The organism is Streptomyces eurythermus, from assembly GCF_014649115.1.
In the GTDB taxonomy this organism is placed as follows: Bacteria; Actinomycetota; Actinomycetes; order Streptomycetales; family Streptomycetaceae; genus Streptomyces; species Streptomyces eurythermus.
This window is the reverse complement of the sequence record NZ_BMSK01000004.1, coordinates 150,777-173,592: the sequence shown is the minus strand read 5'-3', so window position 1 is coordinate 173,592 and position 22,816 is coordinate 150,777. Positions and strand designations below refer to the sequence as shown.

Here is a 22,816-nt window from a genome sequence, read left to right as displayed (position 1 = left end):
TTCGCCACTGGTGCGGACCATCTGTAGGGGGGTTCATGAGACACGGAGCGAGATCGATCCTCGCTGTCGGCGCGCTGATGATCGGCGCAGCGAGCCTCGCACCCACGGCCCAGGCACGGAGCGGAGACCCGGCACCAGCGCCCGAAGAGGTCAGGGTCTTCCACGCGGAGGTCACGGAGCAACAGGTACCCCTGCTGCTCAAGGCCGGCCAGGACGGTCACGAACTCGGTGAGCGGACGGCCGCGGGAGGCAGGACCCGGGTCGAGGTCTACCTCACCGGCAAGCAGGCCGCGCGACTGCGCGAGCAGGGCGTCGCCCTCACCGAGCACACCCTCTCGGCCAAGGCCGAGGCCCGGGTCGAGGGCGCGGCCCAGGGCGTGTTCCGTCCGTACAGCGGAAGCGGCGGGCTGAAGGAGGAGATCCTCCGCACCGCCGCGGCCAACCCCGGCCTCACCAAGGTCGAGTCCATCGGGAAGACCATCAGGGGCCAGGACATCCTCGCGCTCAAGCTGACCGGGAACGCCGGGAAGTCCGAGGACGGAGCCAAGCCGGCCGTGCTCTACATGTCCAACCAGCACGCGCGCGAGTGGATCACGCCGGAGATGACCCGCCGGCTGATGCACTACTACCTGGACCACTACAAGACCGACCGGCGCATCAAGAAGATCGTCGACTCCACCGAGCTGTGGTTCGTCCTGTCGGCCAACCCGGACGGCTACGACTACACCTTCAAGGGCCCCGAGACCCGTCTGTGGCGCAAGAACCTGCGGGACGTCGACGGTGACGGAGTCATCGGCAGCGGCGACGGCGTCGACCTCAACCGCAACTTCCCCTACAAGTGGGGCTACGACAACGAGGGTTCGTCCCCCAACCCCACCAGCCAGACCTACCGTGGCGCGAGCCCCGCCTCCGAGCCGGAGACCAGGGCCCTGGACGCCCTGGAGAAGCGGATCGGCTTCCGGTACGGCATCAACTACCACTCCGCGGCCGAGCTCCTGCTCTACGGCGTGGGCTGGCAGGTGGCCACGCCGACCCCCGACGACGTCCTCTACCGGGCACTGGCCGGCACACCGGACAACTCGGCCGTCCCCGGCTACCGCCCGCAGGTCTCCTCCGAGCTGTACACCACCAACGGCGAGGCGGACGGCCACGCGTCGAACGTCAACGGGATGGCCATGTTCACCCCGGAGATGTCGACCTGCCGGACCGCCTCGGACAGCGACCCGGATGACGCCTGGGACAGCCGGGACTGCCGGTCGGGCTTCACCTTCCCCGACGACGAGAAGCTGATCCAGCGGGAGTTCGCCAAGAACGTCCCGTTCGCGCTCTCCGTCGCGGAGACCGCGGCGCACCCCGACCGGCCGGCCTCCGCCATCGGCCTGGACGCCGCCGACTTCACCCCGGCCGCGTTCACCACGTCGTACTCCCGGGGCGCGGACCAGGAGGTCGCGGTCGTCGCCCGCAAGGCGGTCCGGGACAAGGAGCTCAAGTACCGCGTCAACGGCGGCCGTACCCTCGACCAGGCGCTCAGGCCCTGGAAGGGCGGCGAGACCTTCGGCGGCGAGGACAACCTCTACTTCGACGAGTACCGCGCCAAGGTGCGGGACGGCGAGCCGGGCGACCGCGTGGAGGTCTGGTTCACCGGCGAGACCAGGAGCGGCAAGAAGGTCTCCAGCCCCCACTTCACCTACACCGTCGCGCGGCGGCCGGCCGCCGACACCCTCGTGGTCGCCGAGGAGGGCACCACCGCCACCCAGGCCCGGGCCTACACGGACGCGCTCCGGGCCGCCGGGCACCGGGCCCTCGTATGGGACGTCGCCACCCAGGGCGCCCCGGACGCGCTCGGCGTGCTGAAGCACTTCCGGACGGTCGTGCACTACTCCGGCGCGGGCGGCCCCGGCAACGCCACCCAGCTGCGACTGCGCGCCTACCTCAACGAGGGCGGCAGGCTGATCGAGGCCGGGGAGCGGGCCGGCGGCAGCGTCGACCTCGGCGACGGCACCCTGTCGGACGACTTCAGCCAGTACTACCTGGGCGCCTACAGCCACATGCCGGCCAAGGGAGCCACCGGCTTCACCGGCTCCGGCGCGCTCGCCGGCTTCTCCGGCGCCCTCGGCGACGCGCCCGGCAACCCACTGGACGCGGCGGGCACCTACGGCGTCACCTCCGAGGAGCTGCCGGTCGCCGAGTTCCCGCAGTTCAAGAGCGCGGGCGCGGGGGCGTTCAGCGGGACCGTCAACCCGTACGGGCCGTATGCGGGTGCCTTCATGGCCGCCGCCGCGCACACCGACGACGCCTACAAGCGCCTCACCCGCACCATCGACCTCACCGGTGTCACCGCCGCCGACCAGCCGGCCCTGAACGCCCGGCTGCTGTGGGACACCGAACCCGGCTACGACCACGTGGTGGTCGAGGCGCGCACCGTGGGCGCCGACGACTGGACCACGCTGCCGGAGGCCTCGGGCGCGACGCGGACGGCCGTGCCGGCGGAGTGCGCCTCCCTGGTCGGCGAGCACCCCTGGCTCAGGCACTATCTGACGCCGGCCGACAACGCCTGCGCCGCGACCGGGACCAGCGGTTCCTGGAACAGCCTCGACGGCACCTCCGCAGGCTGGCAGCGGGTGAGCTTCGACCTGAGCGCGTACGCCGGGAAGTCCGTCGAGGTCTCGATCGGGTACATCACCGACACCGGCACCGGCGGGTACGGCGTCCTGGCCGACGAGACGTCGCTGGTCGTCGGCGGCGCGGCGCGCCAGACGGAGGGCTTCGAGTCGTCCCTGGGCGCCTGGCGGGCGGCCGGACCTCCCGCGGGCAGCGCCCCGGTCCAGAAGGACTGGACCCGCACCGGGGCCCTGTTCCGGACCTACGCGGCGGTCACCACGGACGACACCGTGCTGCTCGGGTTCGGCCTGGAACAGGTGGTCTCGGCGGCCGACCGGACGGCCCTGCTGAGGAAGGCGTTCGCCGCGCTCGACAGGTGAGCGGAGACCCCTCTCAACGGTGCGCGGACGAGCAGTTCATCAAGTGAGCCGACCCGCTCACGAACGAGTGAAAATGGCGCCGTGGGCGCCCGGAATTCCGTAACAAATACGGGCGAATCCACTGTCGATCCGGGGCGGTCCGTACCTCTACTGGCGGGTACGGACCGCCTGCCCGTGTATGGGTCATCTCGATGTCACCCAGGGGGCCTCAGAGAGGTAGGGTCGGGGGTGGTCGGGGACATCCCAAACAGAGCTCGCCGGCACCGCATAGCCGGCGTACCAACGAGGAGATCGGTTCGTGACGATCCGCGTAGGCATCAACGGCTTCGGCCGCATCGGTCGTAACTACTTCCGCGCCCTGCTGGAGCAGGGGGCGGACATCGAGGTTGTGGCTGTCAACGACCTGGGTGACACCGCGACCACCGCCCACCTGCTCAAGTACGACACGATCCTGGGTCGCCTCAAGCAGGAGGTCTCCCACACCGCCGACACGATCACCGTCGACGGCCACACCATCAAGGTGCTCTCCGAGCGCAACCCGGCGGACATCCCGTGGGGCGAGCTGGGCGTCGACATCGTCATCGAGTCCACCGGCATCTTCACCAAGCGCGAGGACGCCGCCAAGCACCTCGCCGGCGGCGCCAAGAAGGTCCTCATCTCGGCTCCGGCCAAGGACGAGGACATCACCATCGTCATGGGCGTCAACCAGGACAAGTACGACCCGGCGAACCACAACGTCATCTCCAACGCCTCCTGCACCACCAACTGTGTGGCGCCGATGGCCAAGGTCCTCGACGAGAACTTCGGCATCGTCAAGGGCCTGATGACGACGGTGCACGCGTACACGAACGACCAGCGCATCCTGGACTTCCCGCACAAGGACCTGCGCCGCGCCCGTGCCGCCGCCGAGAACATCATCCCGACCACCACCGGTGCCGCCAAGGCCACCGCCCTGGTCCTGCCGCACCTCAAGGGCAAGCTGGACGGCATGGCCATGCGCGTCCCGGTCCCGACCGGTTCGGTCACCGACCTGGTCGTGGAGCTGAGCCGCGAGGTCACCAAGGAAGAGGTCAACGCGGCCTTCCAGAAGGCCGCCGAGGGCGAGCTGAAGGGCCTCCTCGACTACACCGAGGACCCGATCGTCTCCTCCGACATCGTCAACGCCCCGGCGTCCTGCACCTTCGACTCCTCCCTGACCATGGTCCAGGAGGGCAAGAACGTGAAGGTCATCGGTTGGTACGACAACGAGTGGGGCTACTCCAACCGCCTCGTGGACCTCACGGTCTTCGTCGGCAACCAGCTCTGATCGCAAACAGCAGGACCACGAAGTGAGAGCAGGGCTCGGGCAGCGCACCGTCGCGCTGACCGGGCCCTGTCCCACGTAGCGACCACGCCCTTTTACGATCAGGTGCACACGAGCCCTCCTCAGGAGTCCACCCCATGAAGACGATCGACGAACTTCTCGCCGACGGCGTGAGCGGCAAGCGGGTCTTCGTCCGCGCCGACCTCAACGTGCCGCTCGCCGACGGCACGATCACCGACGACGGCCGCATCCGCGCCGTCCTGCCCACCGTCAAGGCCCTCGCGGACGCGGGCGCCAAGGTGGTCGTCGCCTCGCACCTGGGCCGCCCCAAGGGTGCCCCGGACCCCGCCTTCTCGCTGCTGCCCGCGGCCGAGCGCCTCGGCGAACTGCTCGGCGCCCCGGTCGCCTTCGCCGAGGACACCGTCGGCCCCGCCGCCCACGACGCCGTCGACGGCCTCCAGCCGGGCCAGGTCGCGGTCATCGAGAACCTGCGCTTCAACCCCGGCGAGACGTCCAAGGACGACACCGAGCGAGGGGAGTTCGCCGACCGGCTCGCCGCCCTCGCGGACGTCTACGTGGGCGACGGCTTCGGCGCCGTCCACCGCAAGCACGCCTCCGTCTTCGACCTCCCGGCCCGGCTGCCGCACTACGCCGGCCACCTCATCGCCACCGAGGTCGGTGTGCTGAAGCAGCTCACCGACGACGTCAAGCGGCCGTACGCGGTCGTCCTCGGCGGCGCCAAGGTGTCCGACAAGCTGGGCGTCATCGACCACCTGCTGGAGAAGGCCGACCGCATCCTCATCGGCGGCGGCATGGCCTACACCTTCCTCAAGGCCCAGGGCCACGAGGTCGGCATCTCCCTGCTCCAGGAGGACCAGATCCCGGCGGTCAAGGAGTACATGAAGCGTGCCGAGGAGCGCGGGGTGGAGTTCGTCCTCCCCGTCGACGTCCTCGTCTCGCCCGACTTCCCGGACCTGAAGACCAAGGCCCCGGCCAACCCCACCACGGTCGCCGCGACCGCCATCCCGGCCGACCAGGAGGGCCTGGACATCGGCCCTGAGACCCGTACGCTGTACGCTTCGAAGCTCGCCGACGCCGCGACCGTCTTCTGGAACGGTCCCATGGGCGTCTTCGAGCACCCCGACTACGCCGAGGGCACCAAGGCGGTCGCCCAGGCCCTCGTCGACTCCGACGGCTTCTCCGTCGTCGGCGGCGGTGACTCCGCCGCGGCCGTGCGCACGCTCGGCTTCGACGAGAAGGCATTCGGCCACATCTCGACCGGTGGCGGCGCCTCCCTCGAATACCTCGAGGGCAAGACGCTCCCCGGCCTCGCCGCACTGGAGGACTGACCTCGATGAGCACGCGCACGCCGCTGATGGCGGGCAACTGGAAGATGAACCTCAACCACCTCGAGGCCATCGCGCACGTCCAGAAGCTCGCCTTCGCCCTGGCCGACAAGGACTACGAGGCCGTAGAGGTCGCCGTCCTGCCGCCCTTCACCGACCTGCGCTCGGTGCAGACCCTGGTCGACGGCGACAAGCTCAAGATCAAGTACGGCGCCCAGGACATCTCCCGGCACGACTCCGGCGCCTACACCGGCGAGATCTCCGGGCCGATGCTGGCCAAGCTGAAGTGCACCTACGTGGCGATCGGCCACTCCGAGCGCCGCCAGTACCACAACGAGACCGACGAAGTGGTCAACGCCAAGGTCAAGGCCGCCTACAAGCACGGCCTCACCCCGATCCTGTGCGTCGGCGAGGAGCTGGACGTCCGCGAGGCGGGCAACCACGTCGCCCACACCCTCGCCCAGGTCGAGGGCGGGCTGAAGGACCTCCCGGCCGAGCAGGCCGAGACCATCGTGATCGCCTACGAGCCCGTGTGGGCCATCGGCACCGGCAAGGTCTGCGGCGCCGAGGACGCCCAGGAGGTCTGCGCCGCTATCCGCGCCAAGGTCGCCGAGCTGTACTCCCAGGACGTGGCCGACAAGGTCCGCATCCAGTACGGCGGCTCCGTGAAGTCGGGCAACTGCGCCGAGATCATGGCCCAGCCCGACATCGACGGCGCCCTGATCGGCGGTGCCTCGCTGGACGCCGACGAGTTCGTCAAGATCGTGCGCTTCCGCGATCAGTGACGCCCGACCGTGAGTAGGCGGTAGCGGCGATACGTCGTACTCTTGCGGGGGCACAGCCGAGCGCTGTGCCCCCGTCGTCCATCCGAATCCGAGGAAGTTGGTCCAGCCGTGGTTTTGGGGTTCTCGATCGCCCTGATCGTCTTCAGCCTGCTGCTGATGCTGCTGGTGCTGATGCACAAGGGGAAGGGCGGCGGCCTGTCCGACATGTTCGGCGGCGGCATGCAGTCCTCCGTCGGCGGCTCCTCGGTCGCCGAGCGCAACCTCGACCGGATCACCATCGTGATCGGCCTGCTGTGGTTCGCGTGCATCATCGTCCTCGGCCTCGTGATGAAGTCGAACAGCTGACGCCCGACCAGCGCGAACCGGCCGTACTTCCGGAGCGCGCCACGGATTTCCCCCGCAAAGCCCCATGTTGGGTACGCGCCTGTGAGCGCGGCCTATCATGGGGCTTGCGTCTTGGTGTGGGGGCCGGTAACTCCAATCACTGGACGCGCGTTGGGCCTTACGTAGACTGAGGCGCTCGCGGCGAAGCGAAACGCCGACTCGCTTCGCGGCACCATCACGCAGGGAGTTACGACCGTGGCAAGTGGCAACGCGATCCGAGGAAGCCGGGTCGGGGCGGGGCCGATGGGCGAGGCCGAGCGCGGCGAGTCCGCGCCGCGTCTGCGCATCTCCTTCTGGTGCTCCAACGGGCACGAGACGCAGCCCAGCTTCGCCAGCGACGCGCAGGTTCCCGAGACCTGGGACTGCCCCCGCTGCGGCTTTCCGGCCGGCCAGGACCGGGACAACCCGCCGGCCCCGCCGCGCACCGAGCCCTACAAGACGCACCTCGCGTACGTACGCGAGCGGCGCAGCGACGCGGACGGCGAGGCGATCCTCGCCGAGGCGCTCGCCAAACTGCGCGGCGAGATCTAGCACTTCACACCGGCCGGGTGCCCAAGGGCGCCCGGCCGGAGCCGTCTGACGCCCTCTCGGCGCCGACCGATTGTCAGTGGTGCCCTCTACGGTGTGTGCATCGGACATCGTGAGGGGGAGAGCGTGGCCGGAGCCGGCATGGAGCGCGGGGGCAGCCCCGCCTGGCGCGGGGGATTCGGGCGGTTGTGGACGGCCGCCGTGGTGTCCCGGTTCGGTGACGCGCTGCGCAACGCCGCGTTGCCGTTGCTCGCCGTCCGCCTCACCGACTCGCCCCTCGTCGTCGCCTCCGTCACCGCCTGCGGCTATCTGCCCTGGCTGCTGTTCGGGCTGTTCGGCGGCGCCGTGGCGGACCGGGTCGACCAGCGGCGGGCGATGTGGCTCGTGGACACCGCGCGGGGCGTGCTCGTCGCCGGTTTCGCCCTCGCCGTGGCCCTGGGGCACGCCTCCGTCCCGCTGCTGATCGCCCTCGCCTTCTCGCTCACCGCGCTCCAGACGCTCTTCGACAACGCCGCCACGGCCCTGCTGCCCTCCCTGGTCGAGCGCGGGGCACTGGGCAGTGCCAACGCCCGGCTGATGACCGGTCAGCAGCTCGCCGGCGGGCTGCTGGCGTCCCCGTTCGTGCCCCTGCTGCTGTCGGCCGGCGCCTTCACGCCGTTCGCGGCCGACGCCGGCACCTATCTGGTGGCCGCCGCGCTCGTGGCGTCCCTGCGGATACGGCCGCCGGAGCGGGAGCCGCGCGCGGCCGACAGCACCCTGCGCTCGGAGATCGGCGCGGGCCTGCGCGCCCTGGGCCGGGACCGGGTGCTGCGCGCGGTGTGCCTGGCGACCCTGCTGTGCAACATCGGCATGGGCGCCCTGATCGCCACGCTGGCGCTGCACGTCACCCGCTGGCTGGACGCGGGCGACACCGGCTATGTCGCCGCCATGACGGCGTACTCGGCCGGCAGCCTGGCCGGCGGATTCGTCGCCCAGCGGATCGCCCGCCGTACGGGGCGGGTGCGGGCCCTGCTGTCCGGCTGCGCGATCCAGACGGGCTCGCTGCTGCTCATCGGCTCCGTACGGCACGTGGCCGCGCTGGTCGCCGGGATGGTCCTGCTCGGCGCGATGAACATGGTGTGGAACGTCAACCAGGTCACGCTGATGCAGCAACGCAGCCCCGAGGCGATGGTGGGCCGCATCGCCGCCGCCTTCCGCACCGCCTCCGTCTCCGGTGCCCCGCTCGGCGCCCTCCTCGGCGGCGCCGTGGCCGGGCTCTGCGGCCTCAACGGACCCGCCCTGTTCGCGGCCGTCCTGTTCGCGGCGGCCGTGGTCGCGCTGATACCGCTGCGCAAGCAGGACATACGTGTGGTGACGCCGGACGACGACTCGCGCCGGGCGCTGATCAATTAGGTTGGAGCCGGCAGCGGGACAGGCAGCAGGAAAGAAGGCTGAAGACGGACATGAACGCAGACGGCCGTACCAGGCTCCACCAGACGCCCGAGTGGACCGCCCTCGCCAAGCACCGGGAGGAGCTGGCGGACACCCGGCTGAGGGAACTGTTCGCCGCCGACCCCGGGCGCGGCACCGGGTACACGCTCAAGGTCGGCGACCTGTACATCGACTACTCCAAGCACCTGGTCACCGACGACACCCTGCGGCTGCTGCGCGAGCTGGCCGCGGCGACGGACGTCTTCGGACTGCGGGACGCCATGTTCCGCGGCGAGAAGATCAACGTCACGGAGGACCGGGCGGTGCTGCACACCGCGCTGCGCGCCCCGCGGGACGCCGTGATCGAGGTCGACGGCGAGAACGTCGTGCCCCAGGTGCACGCGGTGCTGGACAAGATGGCCGGCTTCGCCGACCGGGTCCGCTCCGGCGAGTGGACCGGGTACACCGGCAAGCGCATCCGCAATGTGGTGAACGTCGGCATCGGCGGCTCCGACCTCGGCCCCGCGATGGCCTACGAGGTGCTGCGCAGCTTCACCGACCGCGACCTCACGGTCCGCTTCGTCTCCAATGTGGACGGCGCCGACCTGCACGAGGCCACCCGGGACCTGGACCCGGCGGAGACGCTGTTCATCATCGCCTCCAAGACCTTCACCACCATCGAGACCATCACCAACGCCACCTCCGCGCGCCAGTGGCTGCTGGCCGCGCTGGGCGACGAGGCGGCGGTGGCGAAGCACTTCGTGGCGCTGTCGACGAACGCCGGGAAGGTCGCCGACTTCGGCATCGACACGGACAACATGTTCGAGTTCTGGGACTGGGTCGGGGGCCGGTACTCCTACGACTCCGCGATCGGCCTGTCCCTGATGATCGCGATCGGCCCGGACCGGTTCCGGGAGATGCTCGACGGCTTCCACCTGATGGACGAGCACTTCCGCACCGCGCCCGCCGAGGCCAACGCGCCGCTGCTGCTGGGCCTGCTGGGCATCTGGTACGGCAACTTCCACGACGCCCAGTCGCACGCGGTGCTGCCGTACTCGCACTACCTGTCCAAGTTCACCGCCTACCTCCAGCAGCTGGACATGGAGTCCAACGGCAAGTACGTCTCCCGCGACGGCAAGCGGGTCGACTGGCAGACCGGGCCGGTGGTCTGGGGCACGCCCGGCACCAACGGGCAGCACGCCTACTACCAGTTGATCCACCAGGGCACCAAGCTGATCCCGGCGGACTTCATCGGCTTCGCCGAGCCGGTCGCCGAGCTGAGCGGGGAACTCAAGGCCCAGCACGACCTGTTGATGGCCAACTTCTTCGCCCAGACCCAGGCGCTGGCGTTCGGCAAGACCGCCGAGGAGGTCCGTGCGGAGGGCGTGCCCGAGGAACTGGTCCCGCACAAGACCTTCCAGGGCGACCGGCCCACCACGACGATCCTCGCCCGCGCGCTGACCCCGTCCGTGCTCGGCCAGCTCATCGCGCTCTACGAGCACAAGGTGTTCGTCCAGGGCGCGGTGTGGAACATCGACTCCTTCGACCAGTGGGGCGTGGAGCTCGGCAAGGTCCTCGCCAAGCGCGTCGAACCCGCCCTCACCGAGGGCGCCGACGTCCCCGGCCTGGACGCGTCCACGAAGGCGCTGGTCGCCAAGTACCGAGAGCTGCGCGGCCGGAGCTGAACCGGGGCGCGGAAACGAAGGACGGCGGGGGCAGAAGCCCCCGCCGTCCCGGCGTTCACACCCGTGCCCGAGGGCGCTGCCCGCGGCTCACGGCGACGCCGGCGGATACAGCGACCGCGGCAGCTGCGAGGCCGCGGCGGAGTCCAGCAGCCACAGGGTGCGCCGGGTGCCGTACGCGCCCGCCGCCGGGGCCTGGATCTCACCCGCGCCCGACAGGGCGATGGCCGCGGCCTCCGCCTTGTCCTCGCCGGCCGCGAGGAGCCAGACCTCGCGGGCCGCGCGGATCGCCGGGAGGGTGAGGGTGATCCGGGTGGGCGGGGGCTTGGGCGCGCCGTGCACGCCGACCACCGTGCGCTCGGTCTCCCGTACGGCCGGCAGCTCCGGGAAGAGCGAGGCCACATGGGTGTCCGGGCCGACGCCCAGCATGAGCACGTCGAAGGCGGGCACCGAACCGTGGTTCTCCGGTCCGGCCGCCTTGGCCAGCTCCGCCGCGTAGGCCTCGGCCGCCGCCTCGACGTCCGAGCCGTACGGGCCGTCGGAGGCGGGCATGGCGTGCACGCGCTCCGGGTCCAGCGGGACGGAGTCCAGGAGCGCCTCGCGGGCCTGCGTCACATTGCGCTCGGGGTCGCCCTCGGGGAGGTAGCGCTCGTCCCCCCACCACAGGTCCAGCCGGCCCCAGTCGATGGCGTCCCGGGCGGGCGCCGCCGCCAGCGCGGCCAGCAGCCCGTTGCCGTTGCGGCCGCCGGTGAGGACCACGGACGCGGTGCCCCGGGAGGCCTGCGCGTCCACGATCTTCGTGATCAGGCGGGCCGCGGCGGCCTGTGCCATCAGTTCCTTGTCGTGGTGGACGACCAGCTGCGGTGTGCTCATTTCGCCGCCGCCTTCCTCGCCGGTGCCTTCTTGGCGCTCTTGGCCGCCGCCTTCTTCGCGGGGGCCTTGGCCGCCTCCTCCACCGGCTCCGGCTCGGCGACCGGCTCGGCGGGCTCCGTGGCGGCGGCCGGCTCGGTGACCGGTTCGGCGGCCTCCGCGGCGGCGGGCTCGGTGACCGGTTCGGCCGGGGCCTCGCCGGACTGCTTCGGCACCGTGCTCAGCCGCTCCACGCCGTAGCGCAGCGCCGACGCGTAGGTGTCGTCCGGGTCCAGCCGGCGCAGCTCCTCCGCGATCAGCTCGGCGGTGTCCCGCCGCTTCAGCGCCACCGCGCGGGCCGGCTGGCCCTCGATGGCGAGCGTGGCCAGCGAGCCGTCCGCGCGGTCCAGCGTGATCGGACCCCGGCTGGTGTCCAGCCGGACGGCGGTGAGCCCCGGGCCGGCGGACGGGGAGCGCCGGACGGGAACGTCCAGCCGGTCCGCGAGCCACATCGCCAGCAGCTCACAGCTCGGGTTGAACTCCTCGCCCTCCACCTCCACGGCCCGCACCTCGCACGCGACCTGGTCCAGGGCCGCCGCCAGCATCGAACGCCACGGCGTGATCCGGGTCCAGGACAGGTCGGTGTCGCCGGGGGTGTAGGCCGCGGCGCGGGCGGCCAGCTCGCGCACCGGCTGCTCGGCGGTGTAGCTGTCGGTGACCCGGCGCTGGGCGAGCGCGCCCAGCGGGTCCTTGGCCGGGTCGAGCGGCGCGTTCACCGGCCACCACACGACGACCGGGGCGTCCGGCAGCAGCAGCGGCAGGACCACCGAATCGGCGTGCTCGACGACCTCGCCGTACAGCCGCAGGACCACCGTCTCGCCGGTGCCCGCGTCCGCGCCCACCCGCACCTCGGCGTCCAGCCGTGAGGACGTGCGGTCGCGCGGGCCGCGGGAGACCCGCTTGATGACGACGAGGGTGCGCGAGGGGTGCTCGCGCGAGGCGTCGTTGGCGGCCTTCAGGGCGTCGTAGGCGTTCTCCTCGTCGGTGACGATGACGAGGGTCAGGACCATGCCGACGGCGGGGGTGCCGATGGCGCGGCGGCCCCGCACGAGCGCCTTGTTGATCTCTCCGGCGGTGGTGTCGGTCAGATCTATCTTCATGGCCGGCGCCAGCTCCGTCCGTCTCGTGCGAGCATCTCGTCCGCTTCCACCGGACCCCAGGTGCCCGACTTGTACTGCGCGGGCCTGCCGTGCGTGTCCCAGTACTCCTCGATCGGGTCGAGGATCTTCCAGGACAGCTCGACCTCCTCCGTGCGCGGGAAGAGGTTGGCGTCGCCGAGCAGCACGTCCAGGATCAGCCGCTCGTACGCCTCCGGGCTGGACTCCGTGAACGACTCGCCGTAGGCGAAGTCCATGGACACGTCCCGGATCTCCATGGAGGTGCCGGGCACCTTGGAGCCGAAGCGGACCGTGACGCCCTCGTCGGGCTGGACGCGGATGACGATCGCGTTCTGGCCCAGCTCCTCCGTCGCCGTGGTGTCGAACGGGGAGTGCGGGGCCCGCTGGAAGACCACCGCGATCTCGGTGACCCGGCGGCCCAGCCGCTTGCCGGTGCGCAGGTAGAAGGGGACGCCCGCCCAGCGGCGGTTGTCTATCTCCAGCTTGATCGCGGCGTAGGTGTCGGTCTTCGACTTCGGGTCGATGCCCTCCTCTTCGAGGTAGCCGATGACCTTCTCGCCGCCCTGCCAGCCCGCCGCGTACTGACCGCGCACGGTGTCGGCGCCCAGGTCCTTCGGGAGCCGGACCGCGCCGAGCACCTTCTCCTTCTCCGCGGCCAGCGCGTCCGCGCCGAAGGAGGCCGGCTCCTCCATGGCGGTGAGCGCCATCAGCTGGAGCAGGTGGTTCTGGATGACGTCGCGGGCGGCGCCGATGCCGTCGTAGTAGCCGGCCCGGCCGCCGATGCCGATGTCCTCGGCCATGGTGATCTGCACGTGGTCCACGAAGGACCGGTTCCAGATCGGTTCGAACATCTGGTTGGCGAAGCGCAGCGCCAGGATGTTCTGGACGGTCTCCTTGCCGAGGTAGTGGTCGATCCGGAACACCTGGTCCGGCTCGAACACCTCGTGCACGACCTTGTTGAGCTCCTCGGCCGACGCCAGGTCGTGACCGAACGGCTTCTCGATGACCGCGCGCCGCCAGGAACCGCCGCTCTGATCGGCCAGGCCGTGCTTCTTCAGCTGCTGGATGACCACCGGGAAGGAGCGCGGCGGCACCGACAGGTAGAAGGCGAAGTTGCCGCCCGTGCCCTGGGCCTTGTCCAGCTCGTCGATGGTGGCGCGCAGCCGCTCGAAGGCATCGTCGTCGTCGAAGGTGCCCTGGACGAAGCGCATCCCCTGGAGGAGCTGCTGCCAGACCTCCTCGCGGAACGGGGTGCGCGAGTGCTCCTTGACGGCGTCGTGGACGACCTGGGCGAAGTCCTCGTGCTCCCAGTCGCGGCGGGCGAAGCCCACCAGGGAGAAGCCCGGCGGCAGCAGACCCCGGTTGGCGAGGTCGTACACCGCGGGCATCAGCTTCTTGCGCGACAGGTCGCCGGTGACGCCGAAGATGACCAGGCCCGACGGCCCCGCGATGCGCGGGAGCCGTCGGTCGGCCGGGTCACGAAGCGGGTTCGCTCCGGAACCGGAAACGGGTGACAACTCAGCCCTCCGAGGGGGCAAGGCGCTCGAGCTCCGCCTGGGTCGACTTCAGCAGGTCGTTCCAGGACGCCTCGAACTTGTCGACGCCCTCGTCCTCCAGCACCTGCACGACGTCGTCGTACGCGATGCCGAGCCGCTCCAGCGCGTCCAGGTCGGCGCGCGCCTGCTCGTAGGTGCCGGAGATGGTGTCACCGGTGATCTCGCCGTGGTCGTCGGTGGCCTCCAGGGTGGCCTCCGGCATGGTGTTGACCGTGTTCGGCGCGACCAGCTCGGTGACGTACAGGGTGTCCGGGTACGCCGGGTCCTTCACGCCGGTCGACGCCCACAGCGGACGCTGCTTGTTGGCGCCCGCGCGCTCCAGCGCCGTCCAGCGGTCGGAGGAGAAGACCTCCTCGTACGCCTGGTAGGCCAGCCGGGCGTTGGCGAGGGCGGCCTTGCCGCGCAGCGCCTTGGCCTCGTCGGTGCCGATGCCGTCCAGGCGCTTGTCGATCTCCGTGTCCACACGGGAGACGAAGAAGGACGCCACGGAGTGGATCTTGGACAGGTCCAGACCCCGCTCCTTGGCCTTCTCCAGACCGGTCAGGTACGCGTCCATGACGGCCCGGTAGCGCTCCAGCGAGAAGATCAGCGTGACGTTGACGCTGATGCCGAGGCCGATGACCTCGCTGATCGCCGGGATGCCCGCCATGGTGGCCGGGATCTTGATCAGGGTGTTCGGGCGGTCCACCAGCCAGGCCAGCTGCTTGGCCTCGGCGACGGTGGCGTGCTCGTTGTGCGCCAGACGGGGGTCGACCTCGATGGAGACCCGGCCGTCCTGGCCGTTCGTGGCGTCGAAGACCGGGCGCAGGATGTCGGCGGCGTCGCGGACGTCCGCCGTGGTGATCATGCGGATGGCCTCTTCGACGGTGACCTTGCGGGCGGCGAGGTCCGACAGCTGCTGGTCGTAGCCGTCGCCCTGGGAGATCGCCTTCTGGAAGATCGTCGGGTTGGTGGTGACGCCCACGACGTGCTGCTGGTCGATCAGCTCGGCGAGATTGCCGGACGTGATCCGCTTGCGCGACAGGTCGTCCAGCCAGATCGCGACGCCTTCTTCGGAGAGGCGCTTGAGTGCGTCTGTCATGGAATTACATCTCCTACGTGTCGTATATGGGCGTCAGCGCTGGGCGTCGGCGAGAGATTCCCGCGCCTTGGCAGCCACGTTCTCCGCAGTGAAGCCGAATTCGCGGAAGAGCAGCTTGCCGTCGGCGGAAGCGCCGAAGTGCTCCAGGGAAACGATGCGGCCGGCGTCCCCCACGTACTTGTGCCAGGTCAGGCCGATGCCCGCCTCCACGGCGACGCGGGCCTTCACGGACGGCGGCAGCACGGAGTCCCGGTACCCCTGGTCCTGCTGCTCGAACCACTCCACGGACGGCATCGACACCACACGGGTGGGCACGCCCTCGGCCTGGAGCCGCTCACGCGCCTCGACGGCCACGTGCACCTCGGAACCGGTGGCGATCAGGATGACCTGCGGCTCGCCGCCTTCGGCCTCGAACAGGACGTAGCCGCCCTTGGCCGCGTCGTCGTTCGGCTCGTACGTCGGCACGCCCTGCCGGGTGAGCGCGAGGCCGTGCGGCTGGCCCTTGCCGAACTCCTTGGTCCAGCGCTTGAGGATCTCCCGCCAGGCGATCGCGGTCTCGTTGGCGTCGGCCGGGCGGACGATGTTCAGGCCCGGGATGGCGCGCAGCGAGGCCAGGTGCTCGACCGGCTGGTGGGTGGGGCCGTCCTCGCCGAGACCGATGGAGTCGTGCGTCCACACGTACGTCACCGGCAGGTGCATCAGGGCCGACAGGCGCACCGCGTTGCGCATGTAGTCGGAGAAGACGAGGAACGTGCCGCCGTAGATGCGGGTGTTGCCGTGCAGGGCGATGCCGTTGATCTCGGCGCCCATGGAGTGCTCGCGGATACCGAAGTGGATCGTGCGGCCGTACGGGTTGGCCTCCGGCAGCGGGTTGCCCGCGGGCAGGAACGAGCTGTCCTTGTCGATCGTGGTGTTGTTCGAGCCGGCCAGGTCGGCGGAGCCGCCCCACAGCTCGGGGATCACCGCGCCGAGCGCCTGGAGCACCTTGCCGGACGCGGCACGGGTGGCCACGGCCTTGCCGGGCTCGAAGACCGGGAGCTTCTCCTCCCAGCCGGTGGGCAGCTCGCCCTTGGCGATCCGGTCGAACTCGGCGGCCCGCTCCGGGTTGGCCTCGCGCCACTCCTGGAGGGACTTCTCCCACTCGGCCTTCGCCTGGGCGCCGCGCTCCAGCGCCTTGCGGGTGTGGGTGATGACCTCGTCGGCGACCTCGAACGACTTCTCCGGGTCGAAGCCGAGGACGCGCTTGGTGGCCGCGACCTCCTCGTCACCCAGCGCCGAGCCGTGTGCGGCCTCGGTGTTCTGCGCGTTCGGGGCCGGCCAGGCGATGATCGAGCGCATCGCGATGAAGGACGGGCGGTCGGTGACCCGCTTGGCCTCCTGGATCGCGGCGTGGATCGCCACCGGGTCCAGGTCGCCGTTCTCCTGGGCCTCCACCCGCTGCACGTGCCAGCCGTAGGCCTCGTACCGCTTGACGGTGTCCTCGGAGACGGCCGTCTCCGTGTCGCCCTCGATCGAGATGTGGTTGTCGTCCCACAGCAGGACCAGGTTGCCCAGCTTCTGGTGGCCGGCCAGCGAGGACGCCTCGGCGGCGATGCCCTCCTGGAGGCAGCCGTCACCGGCGATGCAGTAGACGAAGTGGTCGAAGGGGGACTCGCCGGCCGGCGCGTCCGGGTCGAACAGACCGCGCTCGTAGCGGGCGGCCATCGCCATGCCCACCGCGTTGGCCACACCCTGGCCCAGCGGGCCGGTGGTGGTCTCCACACCCTTGGTGTGCCCGTACTCCGGGTGACCCGGGGTCTTGGAACCCCACGTCCGGAAGGCCTTCAGGTCGTCCAGCTCCAGGCCGAAGCCGGCCAGGTAGAGCTGGGTGTAGAGGGTCAGGGACGAGTGGCCGGCGGACAGCACGAAGCGGTCGCGCCCGACCCACTCCGGGTCGGCCGGGTCGTGCCGCATCACCTTCTGGAAGAGGGTGTAGGCGGCCGGGGCCAGGCTCATCGCCGTACCGGGATGGCCGTTGCCGACCTTCTGTACGGCGTCTGCGGCCAGGACACGGGCGGTGTCCACGGCCCGCTGGTCCAGCTCGGTCCACTCAAGGTCTGTGGTGGTCGGCTTGGTGCTCACCCTGGGTCAGGGCTCCTCTCCACATGTCGGTCGCCGGTCGTCGGGCATACGCCAGAACCGGCCGCCGAGGGGCTTGTCGCCCGCCGGTCGTTGTCGAGCCTACCCCCGTGAGGACGTGCGTTTTTTCGAGTGTTTCAAGACTGCCGGGAGTCGCCGGGATCCGCCTGTCGACTGGGCGGAACGGCATTCGGCACATGAATAAGGACCCGCTCATCTGACCGCTCAGGAGAGCTTTCCCGCGCACGGAGGATCACCCTTTGGATCACCCCTTTTCCGGCGCATCCGAGCGAGCCCGCGCACGTGTGTACGGAGGGCCCCGCCAACACGACCCCACCCCCGCGAAGGCCGGGGTATGGGCAACGTCTAAAGTGGCGTGGTACGCGCGAGCCGTAACCCGGAGTGTCCGGCGCGGAGGCTCGCTGGGATGTCTCTGTCAGGGGTGTGCGTGACGGCCGTCGAATCCCGTCCTGGGGGTCCCTCCCAGGCCCTCAAGGCCCTGGGGGAGGGTGTGCTCGGTGGTGCGAGCCAGGGCCCGGTTCACCGGCCGTTGGGGGCCCGTGTCAAGGCGTTCGTGGCGCTGACCAAGCCACGGATCATCGAGCTGCTGCTCATCACCACCGTTCCGGTGATGTTCCTGGCGCAGCAGGGTGTGCCGGACCTGAAGCTGGTCCTGCTCACCTGCCTCGGCGGCTATCTGTCGGCGGGCGGCGCCAACGCGCTCAACATGTACATCGACCGGGACATCGACGCCCTGATGGACCGCACCTCCCAGCGTCCGCTGGTGACCGGGATGGTCAGCCCGCGCGAGTGCATGGCGTTCGGCATCAGCCTGGCGGTCGTCTCGACGCTGCTGTTCGGGCTGACCGTCAACTGGCTGAGCGCCTGGCTGTCACTCGGGGCGCTCCTCTTCTACGTCGTCGTCTACACGATGATCCTCAAGCGGCGCACGTCGCAGAACATCGTGTGGGGCGGCATCGCGGGCTGCATGCCGGTGCTCATCGGCTGGTCGTCCGTGACGAACTCGCTGTCGTGGGCGCCGGTCATCCTCTTCCTCGTCATGTTCTTCTGGACGCCGCCGCACTACTGGCCGCTGTCCATGAAGGTCAAGGAGGACTACGCGCGCGTGGGCGTGCCGATGCTGCCGGTCATCGCCTCCAACAAGGTGGTCGCCAAGCAGATCGTCATCTACAGCTGGGTGATGGTCGTCGTCTCCCTGCTGCTGACCCCCCTCGGCTACACCGGCTGGTTCTACACGGCCGTCGCCCTCGCGGCGGGCGGCTGGTGGCTGTGGGAGGCGCACGCGCTGCAGAACCGGGCCAAGTCCGAGGCCACGGGCACGAAGTTGAAGGAGATGCGGCTCTTCCACTGGTCGATCACCTATGTGTCGCTGCTGTTCGTGGCGGTCGCGGTGGACCCGTTCCTGCGCTGAGCCGCACCGGGCGTACGTCACAGCGCCCTGCTCTCGCCAGTCGATCTACCGGTGAGTAGCATCCTGGGCATGGCAGACACGCAGCAGGTTGACGCGAGGGCCGAGCGCACGGTGTCCCGGCTCGCCCACCGGATCAGCGCCTTCGCCAAGGCGCACGGCGGCGCGGAGGGCCAGGTCGCCCACATCGGCGAACGCGGCGCCCGCATCGTCCTCGTCGGCGAGGACGGCGGCTGGGGCGACCTGGTGGCCCCCACGTACGCCATCGCCGAGCAGGCGGTGACCCGGTCCGGTATCACGGTCCACGAGTCCTTCGACGGCGAGTTCGCGGCCAAGGTGACCACGGGGCCGTACGAGTGGAAGCGGATGGCCGGTATCCAGATCGGCGGCTGACCGGCCCGCTGTGGCGCCCTGCGGCCTCGCCGCGGGGCGCGCTTCGGCAAGAGGCTCTTCTCGGGCGCCCGGCGGACGGCCCGGCCGGCCGGGCGCGGAGGGCGATGCGCGCGCCGGGTGTACACGCTCCGGTGGACCGTCGAGACTGGCCGGATGACGACCGCATCCCTGCTCGACGGATTCCTGGAGGCCCTGCTGCCGCTGCGGCCCCGCGCCGTCTGGGCGCACGGCTCCCTGGCCGGCGGCGACTACCAGGAGGGGCGCAGCGACCTCGACCTCATCGCCGTACTGCCCGGCCCGCTCGGCCCGGCACACGCCTTCCGGGTCGCCGCCCTGCACACCGGACTGCGCCGGCGGCCCCTCGCGGCGAAGCTCCACTGCTCCTATCTCACCCCGGCCGCCCTGGACGACCCGGACCGCCCGCACCTCACCTGGGCGCACGGACGCCTGTTGCGCCGCCCGGTCACCCCTGTCACCCGGCGCGAGCTGCACGACTTCGGCCGGGTGCTGTACGGGGAACCGCCGGGCGGGCTGCTGCCGCCGGTGCCGGAGGGGCAGCTGCGCGACTTCGTCGTACGTGATCAGCGCGACTTCTGGCGGCCGGCGGTGGACAAGGCCCGGCTGTGGCGGCAGGACGTCTGGGTGGACCTGGGGCTGCTGACCTTCGCCCGGGCCACCGTGACCCTGCGCGACGGCCGGCTGATCTCCAAACGGGAGGCCCTGGCCGAGCTGCCGGGCCTCGGCGCGCCCGCCGAGGTCGTCGCGGACATCGCCCGCCGCCGGTACGAGGACTCCGCCCCCGCCCCGGCCGACGACTCCGCCCCGGCCGGCGCCGACTGGATCACCCGGCGGGCCGGGGCGACCCGGGCGTTTCTGGGGCCGGCGATCGACGCCCTGGTCGAGGGCGCCGGCGCCGGATGACTCAGGCCCGCGAGCCGACCGTCACCCCGGCCGGGGCCACCGGCACGTCCTGCGGGGCCTCGGGGCGCTCGCGCAGCGCCAGCAGCACCCGCAGCACCCAGATCCACATCACCGTGGAGCCGAGCATGTGGGCGGCCACCAGGGCCTCCGGGAGGTGGGTGAAGTACTGGACGTAGCCGATGGCCCCCTGGCACAGCAGGACGACGAACAGCTCCCGGGTGCGCGCCAGCGGGGCCTTCGGCGCGTCGACGGCCTTCAGCACGAACCACAGCGCGAACGTCAGCGTGACCACGATCCAGGCGAGCACCGCGTGCAGCTTGGAGACGGTCTCCCAGTCGATGGGGATGCGCTCGACCTCGCTGGAGTCGCCGGCGTGCGGCCCGGCCCCGGTCACCACCGTGCCGACCGCGATGAGCAGCGCGGACGCGGCCACCAGGAACCACACCAGCTGCGCCACCGCCTTGCCGACCAGCGGACGCGGGGCCCCGTCGCCCTCCCGGGTGCGCTGCCACATGACCGTCGCGATGGCGATCAGCGCCGTGGAGAGCAGGAAGTGCGCGGCGACCGTGTACGGGTTCAGGCCGACCAGGACGACGATGCCGCCGAGCACGGCGTTGCCCATGACGACCCAGAACTGGGCCCAGCCCAGCCGGGTCAGGCCGCGCCGCCACGGCTTCTCGGAGCGCGCGGCGATGATCGCCCAGCCGACGGCGGCGCACAGCACGTACGTCAGCATGCGGTTGCCGAACTCGATGATCCCGTGGAAGCCCATGGCCCGGGTGGTGGTCAGCGAGTCGTCGGTGCAGGTGGGCCAGGTCGGGCAGCCGAGGCCCGAGCCGGTCAGGCGGACGGCGCCGCCGGTGACCACGATGACCACCGACATGACGAGCGCGGCGAGGGCCGCCCGCCGGACGGTCCGGGGGTCCGGGGTCCAGCGGTCGGCGATGAAGGCGAGCGGATTGCGCAGGGCGGCTTCGGCGTCGGCGCGGTTCAGCTTAGGCACGCGCACCATCGTAGGCCGCCGCTTGTGCACGCGTTCACGAGGGTCACTCCGATGGGGGTGTTCCTGCTCACGGGCGGGTCACTCGCGGACGGGGCTCCCGCTCACGGGAGGGTCCGGAGGGTCACTCCCAGCGGAAGAACCGTCCGGCGGCGGCCAGGCCGACGACCGCCCAGGCGGCGAGGACGCCCAGGTCGCCCCAGGGCATGCCGGCGCCGTGCTGGAGCACGTCCCGCAGGCCGTCGGAGAGGGCGGAGATGGGCAGCAGGCCCAGGATCCGCTCGCCCGCGGAGCCGAACTTCTCCAGCGGCACGATCACCCCGCCGCCCACCAGCAGCAGCAGGAAGACCAGGTTGGCGGCGGCCAGTGTCGCCTCGGCCTTCAGGGTGCCCGCCATCAGCAGGCCGAGCCCGGAGAAGGCGGCGGTGCCGACGACGAGCAGCAGTACGACCGCGGCCGGGTTGCCGTGCGGGGACCAGCCCAGCGCGAAGGCGATCACGGTCAGCAGGACCACCTGGAGGACCTCCGTGACCAGCACGGACGCCGTCTTCGCGGCCATCAGGCCCCAGCGCGGCAGCGGCGAGGAGGCGAGCCGCTTGAGCACGCCGTAGCGGCGCTCGAAGCCCGTGGCGATGGCCTGACCGGTGAACGCCGTCGACATCACGGCCAGCGCCAGCACGCCGGGGGCGAGGAAGTCGACCGCCTCGCCCTTGCCGGTGTCCACGATGTCGACCGAGCTGAAGAGGACCAGCAGCAGGGTCGGGATCACGACCGTCAGCAGCAGCTGCTCGCCGTTGCGCAGCAGCATCTTCGTCTCCAGCGCCGCCTGCGCCGCGATCATGTGGGGGAGCGGGGCGGCTCCGGGTTTCGGCGTGTACGTACCCACGGTCACGAGCGCAGCTCCTTGCCGGTCAGCTCCAGGAAGACGTCCTCCAGCGTGTGCCGCTCGACCGAGATCCGGTCGGGCATCACCCCGTGCTGGGCGCACCAGGAGGTCACGGTGGCCAGCAGCTGGGGGTCGACCTTGCCGACCACCCGGTAGCCGCCCGGGGTCAGCTCGGCGGCCGTGCAGTCGGCCGGGAGCGCCTTGAGCAGCGAGGCGATGTCGAGGCCGGGGCGGCCGGTGAAGCGCAGGGTGTTCTCGGCGCCGCCCTTGCACAGCTCCTCCGGGGAGCCCTGGGCGATGACCCGGCCGCCGTCGATGATCGCCACGTCGTCGGCGAGCTGTTCGGCCTCGTCCATGTGGTGCGTGGTGAGGATCACCGAGACGCCGTCGGCGCGCAGGTCGCGCACCAGGTCCCAGGTGGCGCGGCGGGCCTGGGGGTCGAGGCCGGCGGTGGGCTCGTCCAGGAACACCAGTTCCGGGCGGCCCACGACGGCCATGGCGAGCGCGAGCCGCTGCTGCTGGCCGCCGGAGAGCCGGCGGTAGCTCGTCCGGCCGCAGGAGCCGAGGCCGAGGCGTTCGATCAGGGCGTCGACGTCGAGCGGGTGCGCGTGCAGCTTCGCCACGTGCCGGAGCATCTCCTCGGCGCGGGCGCCGGAGTACACACCGCCCGACTGGAGCATCACGCCGATGCGGGGCCGCAGCTCGGCGGCCTGCCGGACCGGGTCGAGGCCCAGGACGCGCACCGTGCCGGAATCCGGCTTCCGGTACCCCTCGCAGGTCTCGACCGTGGTCGTCTTCCCGGCGCCGTTCGGGCCGAGTACGGCGGTCACGCCCGGCCGGGCCACCAGGTCGAGGCCGTCCACCGCGGTCTTCGGGCCGTACCGCTTCACCAGGGCCGCTACCTCGATGAGCGGGTGCGACGCGAAGCGTCTCCCTGAGGGGTGGTGGTCGGGAGACGGGCGGGCGGGCTCACTTCGCATGGGGCC

Annotated in this window: 19 protein-coding genes; 11 read left to right on the top strand and 8 right to left on the bottom strand. The window is 71.1% G+C overall.

Features of this window, described 5'->3' with window-relative positions:
• The first annotated feature begins 35 nt into the window (after positions 1–35).
• From IE251_RS08675 to pgi, 8 genes are all read left to right on the top strand, one after another.
• Positions 36–2,981: a M14 family metallopeptidase gene (locus IE251_RS08675; RefSeq protein ID WP_189752319.1), complete on the top strand. Its 2,946-nt coding sequence runs from the start codon at positions 36–38 to the stop codon at positions 2,979–2,981.
• A gap of 298 nt (positions 2,982–3,279) precedes the next feature.
• Positions 3,280–4,287 (top strand): type I glyceraldehyde-3-phosphate dehydrogenase, encoded by a 1,008-nt coding sequence (gene gap / locus IE251_RS08670; protein WP_030792332.1) that lies wholly within the window; start codon positions 3,280–3,282, stop codon positions 4,285–4,287.
• Positions 4,288–4,421: 134 nt separating this feature from the next.
• Positions 4,422–5,633, top strand: coding sequence for a phosphoglycerate kinase (locus IE251_RS08665; RefSeq protein WP_189752318.1), 1,212 nt, complete (start codon positions 4,422–4,424; stop codon positions 5,631–5,633).
• 5 nt (positions 5,634–5,638) lie between these two features.
• Positions 5,639–6,415, top strand: coding sequence for a triose-phosphate isomerase (gene tpiA / locus IE251_RS08660; RefSeq protein ID WP_189752317.1), 777 nt, complete (start codon positions 5,639–5,641; stop codon positions 6,413–6,415).
• A 108-nt stretch (positions 6,416–6,523) separates the two neighbouring features.
• A complete protein-coding gene (gene secG, locus IE251_RS08655; protein ID WP_078637776.1) occupies positions 6,524–6,760 on the top strand; it encodes a preprotein translocase subunit SecG in 237 nt (78 codons plus the stop codon).
• A gap of 234 nt (positions 6,761–6,994) precedes the next feature.
• On the top strand, positions 6,995–7,330 hold the full coding sequence (locus IE251_RS08650; protein ID WP_078637775.1) for an RNA polymerase-binding protein RbpA: 336 nt from the start codon (positions 6,995–6,997) through the stop codon (positions 7,328–7,330).
• 138 nt (positions 7,331–7,468) lie between these two features.
• Entirely contained in the window at positions 7,469–8,719 is a 1,251-nt protein-coding gene (locus tag IE251_RS08645; RefSeq protein ID WP_189752583.1) for an MFS transporter, read from the top strand.
• A 50-nt stretch (positions 8,720–8,769) separates the two neighbouring features.
• Complete coding sequence (pgi, locus tag IE251_RS08640; RefSeq protein ID WP_189752316.1) at positions 8,770–10,422, top strand: glucose-6-phosphate isomerase; 1,653 nt, start codon at positions 8,770–8,772, stop codon at positions 10,420–10,422.
• An 87-nt stretch (positions 10,423–10,509) separates the two neighbouring features.
• Here the strand turns inward: pgi and pgl are convergent, their stop codons facing one another.
• From pgl to tkt, 5 genes are read right to left on the bottom strand one after another with little or no spacing between them, the layout of a single operon-like run.
• Positions 10,510–11,292, bottom strand: coding sequence for a 6-phosphogluconolactonase (pgl, locus tag IE251_RS08635; protein WP_189752315.1), 783 nt, complete (start codon positions 11,290–11,292; stop codon positions 10,510–10,512).
• A complete protein-coding gene (gene opcA, locus IE251_RS08630) occupies positions 11,289–12,428 on the bottom strand; it encodes a glucose-6-phosphate dehydrogenase assembly protein OpcA (RefSeq protein ID WP_189752314.1) in 1,140 nt (379 codons plus the stop codon). Before opcA ends, pgl begins: the two co-directional genes overlap by 4 nt.
• The gene (zwf, locus tag IE251_RS08625; protein ID WP_189752313.1) at positions 12,425–13,963 is read right to left on the bottom strand and encodes a glucose-6-phosphate dehydrogenase; all 1,539 of its coding nucleotides are present in this window, start codon (positions 13,961–13,963) and stop codon (positions 12,425–12,427) included. The genes opcA and zwf overlap by 4 nt, the downstream gene beginning before the upstream one ends.
• A gap of 1 nt (position 13,964) precedes the next feature.
• Positions 13,965–15,083: a transaldolase gene (gene tal, locus IE251_RS08620; RefSeq protein WP_189752312.1), complete on the bottom strand. Its 1,119-nt coding sequence runs from the start codon at positions 15,081–15,083 to the stop codon at positions 13,965–13,967.
• Positions 15,084–15,116: 33 nt separating this feature from the next.
• Positions 15,117–17,204: a transketolase gene (gene tkt, locus IE251_RS08615; RefSeq protein ID WP_189752311.1), complete on the bottom strand. Its 2,088-nt coding sequence runs from the start codon at positions 17,202–17,204 to the stop codon at positions 15,117–15,119.
• Between the two features lie 439 nt (positions 17,205–17,643).
• Here tkt and IE251_RS08610 point away from each other — a divergent pair, with 439 nt between their 5' ends.
• From IE251_RS08610 to IE251_RS08600, 3 genes are all read left to right on the top strand, one after another.
• On the top strand, positions 17,644–18,633 hold the full coding sequence (locus tag IE251_RS08610; RefSeq protein ID WP_373301979.1) for a heme o synthase: 990 nt from the start codon (positions 17,644–17,646) through the stop codon (positions 18,631–18,633).
• A gap of 69 nt (positions 18,634–18,702) precedes the next feature.
• A complete protein-coding gene (locus IE251_RS08605; RefSeq protein WP_189752310.1) occupies positions 18,703–19,023 on the top strand; it encodes a hypothetical protein in 321 nt (106 codons plus the stop codon).
• Between the two features lie 153 nt (positions 19,024–19,176).
• A complete protein-coding gene (locus IE251_RS08600) occupies positions 19,177–19,944 on the top strand; it encodes a nucleotidyltransferase (RefSeq protein WP_189752309.1) in 768 nt (255 codons plus the stop codon).
• A 1-nt stretch (position 19,945) separates the two neighbouring features.
• Here the strand turns inward: IE251_RS08600 and IE251_RS08595 are convergent, their stop codons facing one another.
• From IE251_RS08595 to IE251_RS08585, 3 genes are all read right to left on the bottom strand, one after another.
• Positions 19,946–20,956, bottom strand: coding sequence for a COX15/CtaA family protein (locus IE251_RS08595; protein WP_189752308.1), 1,011 nt, complete (start codon positions 20,954–20,956; stop codon positions 19,946–19,948).
• Positions 20,957–21,068: 112 nt separating this feature from the next.
• A complete protein-coding gene (locus IE251_RS08590; RefSeq protein WP_189752580.1) occupies positions 21,069–21,785 on the bottom strand; it encodes an ABC transporter permease in 717 nt (238 codons plus the stop codon).
• A 47-nt stretch (positions 21,786–21,832) separates the two neighbouring features.
• Positions 21,833–22,810: an ABC transporter ATP-binding protein gene (locus IE251_RS08585; RefSeq protein ID WP_229896663.1), complete on the bottom strand. Its 978-nt coding sequence runs from the start codon at positions 22,808–22,810 to the stop codon at positions 21,833–21,835.
• Between the last annotated feature and the right edge of the window lie 6 nt (positions 22,811–22,816).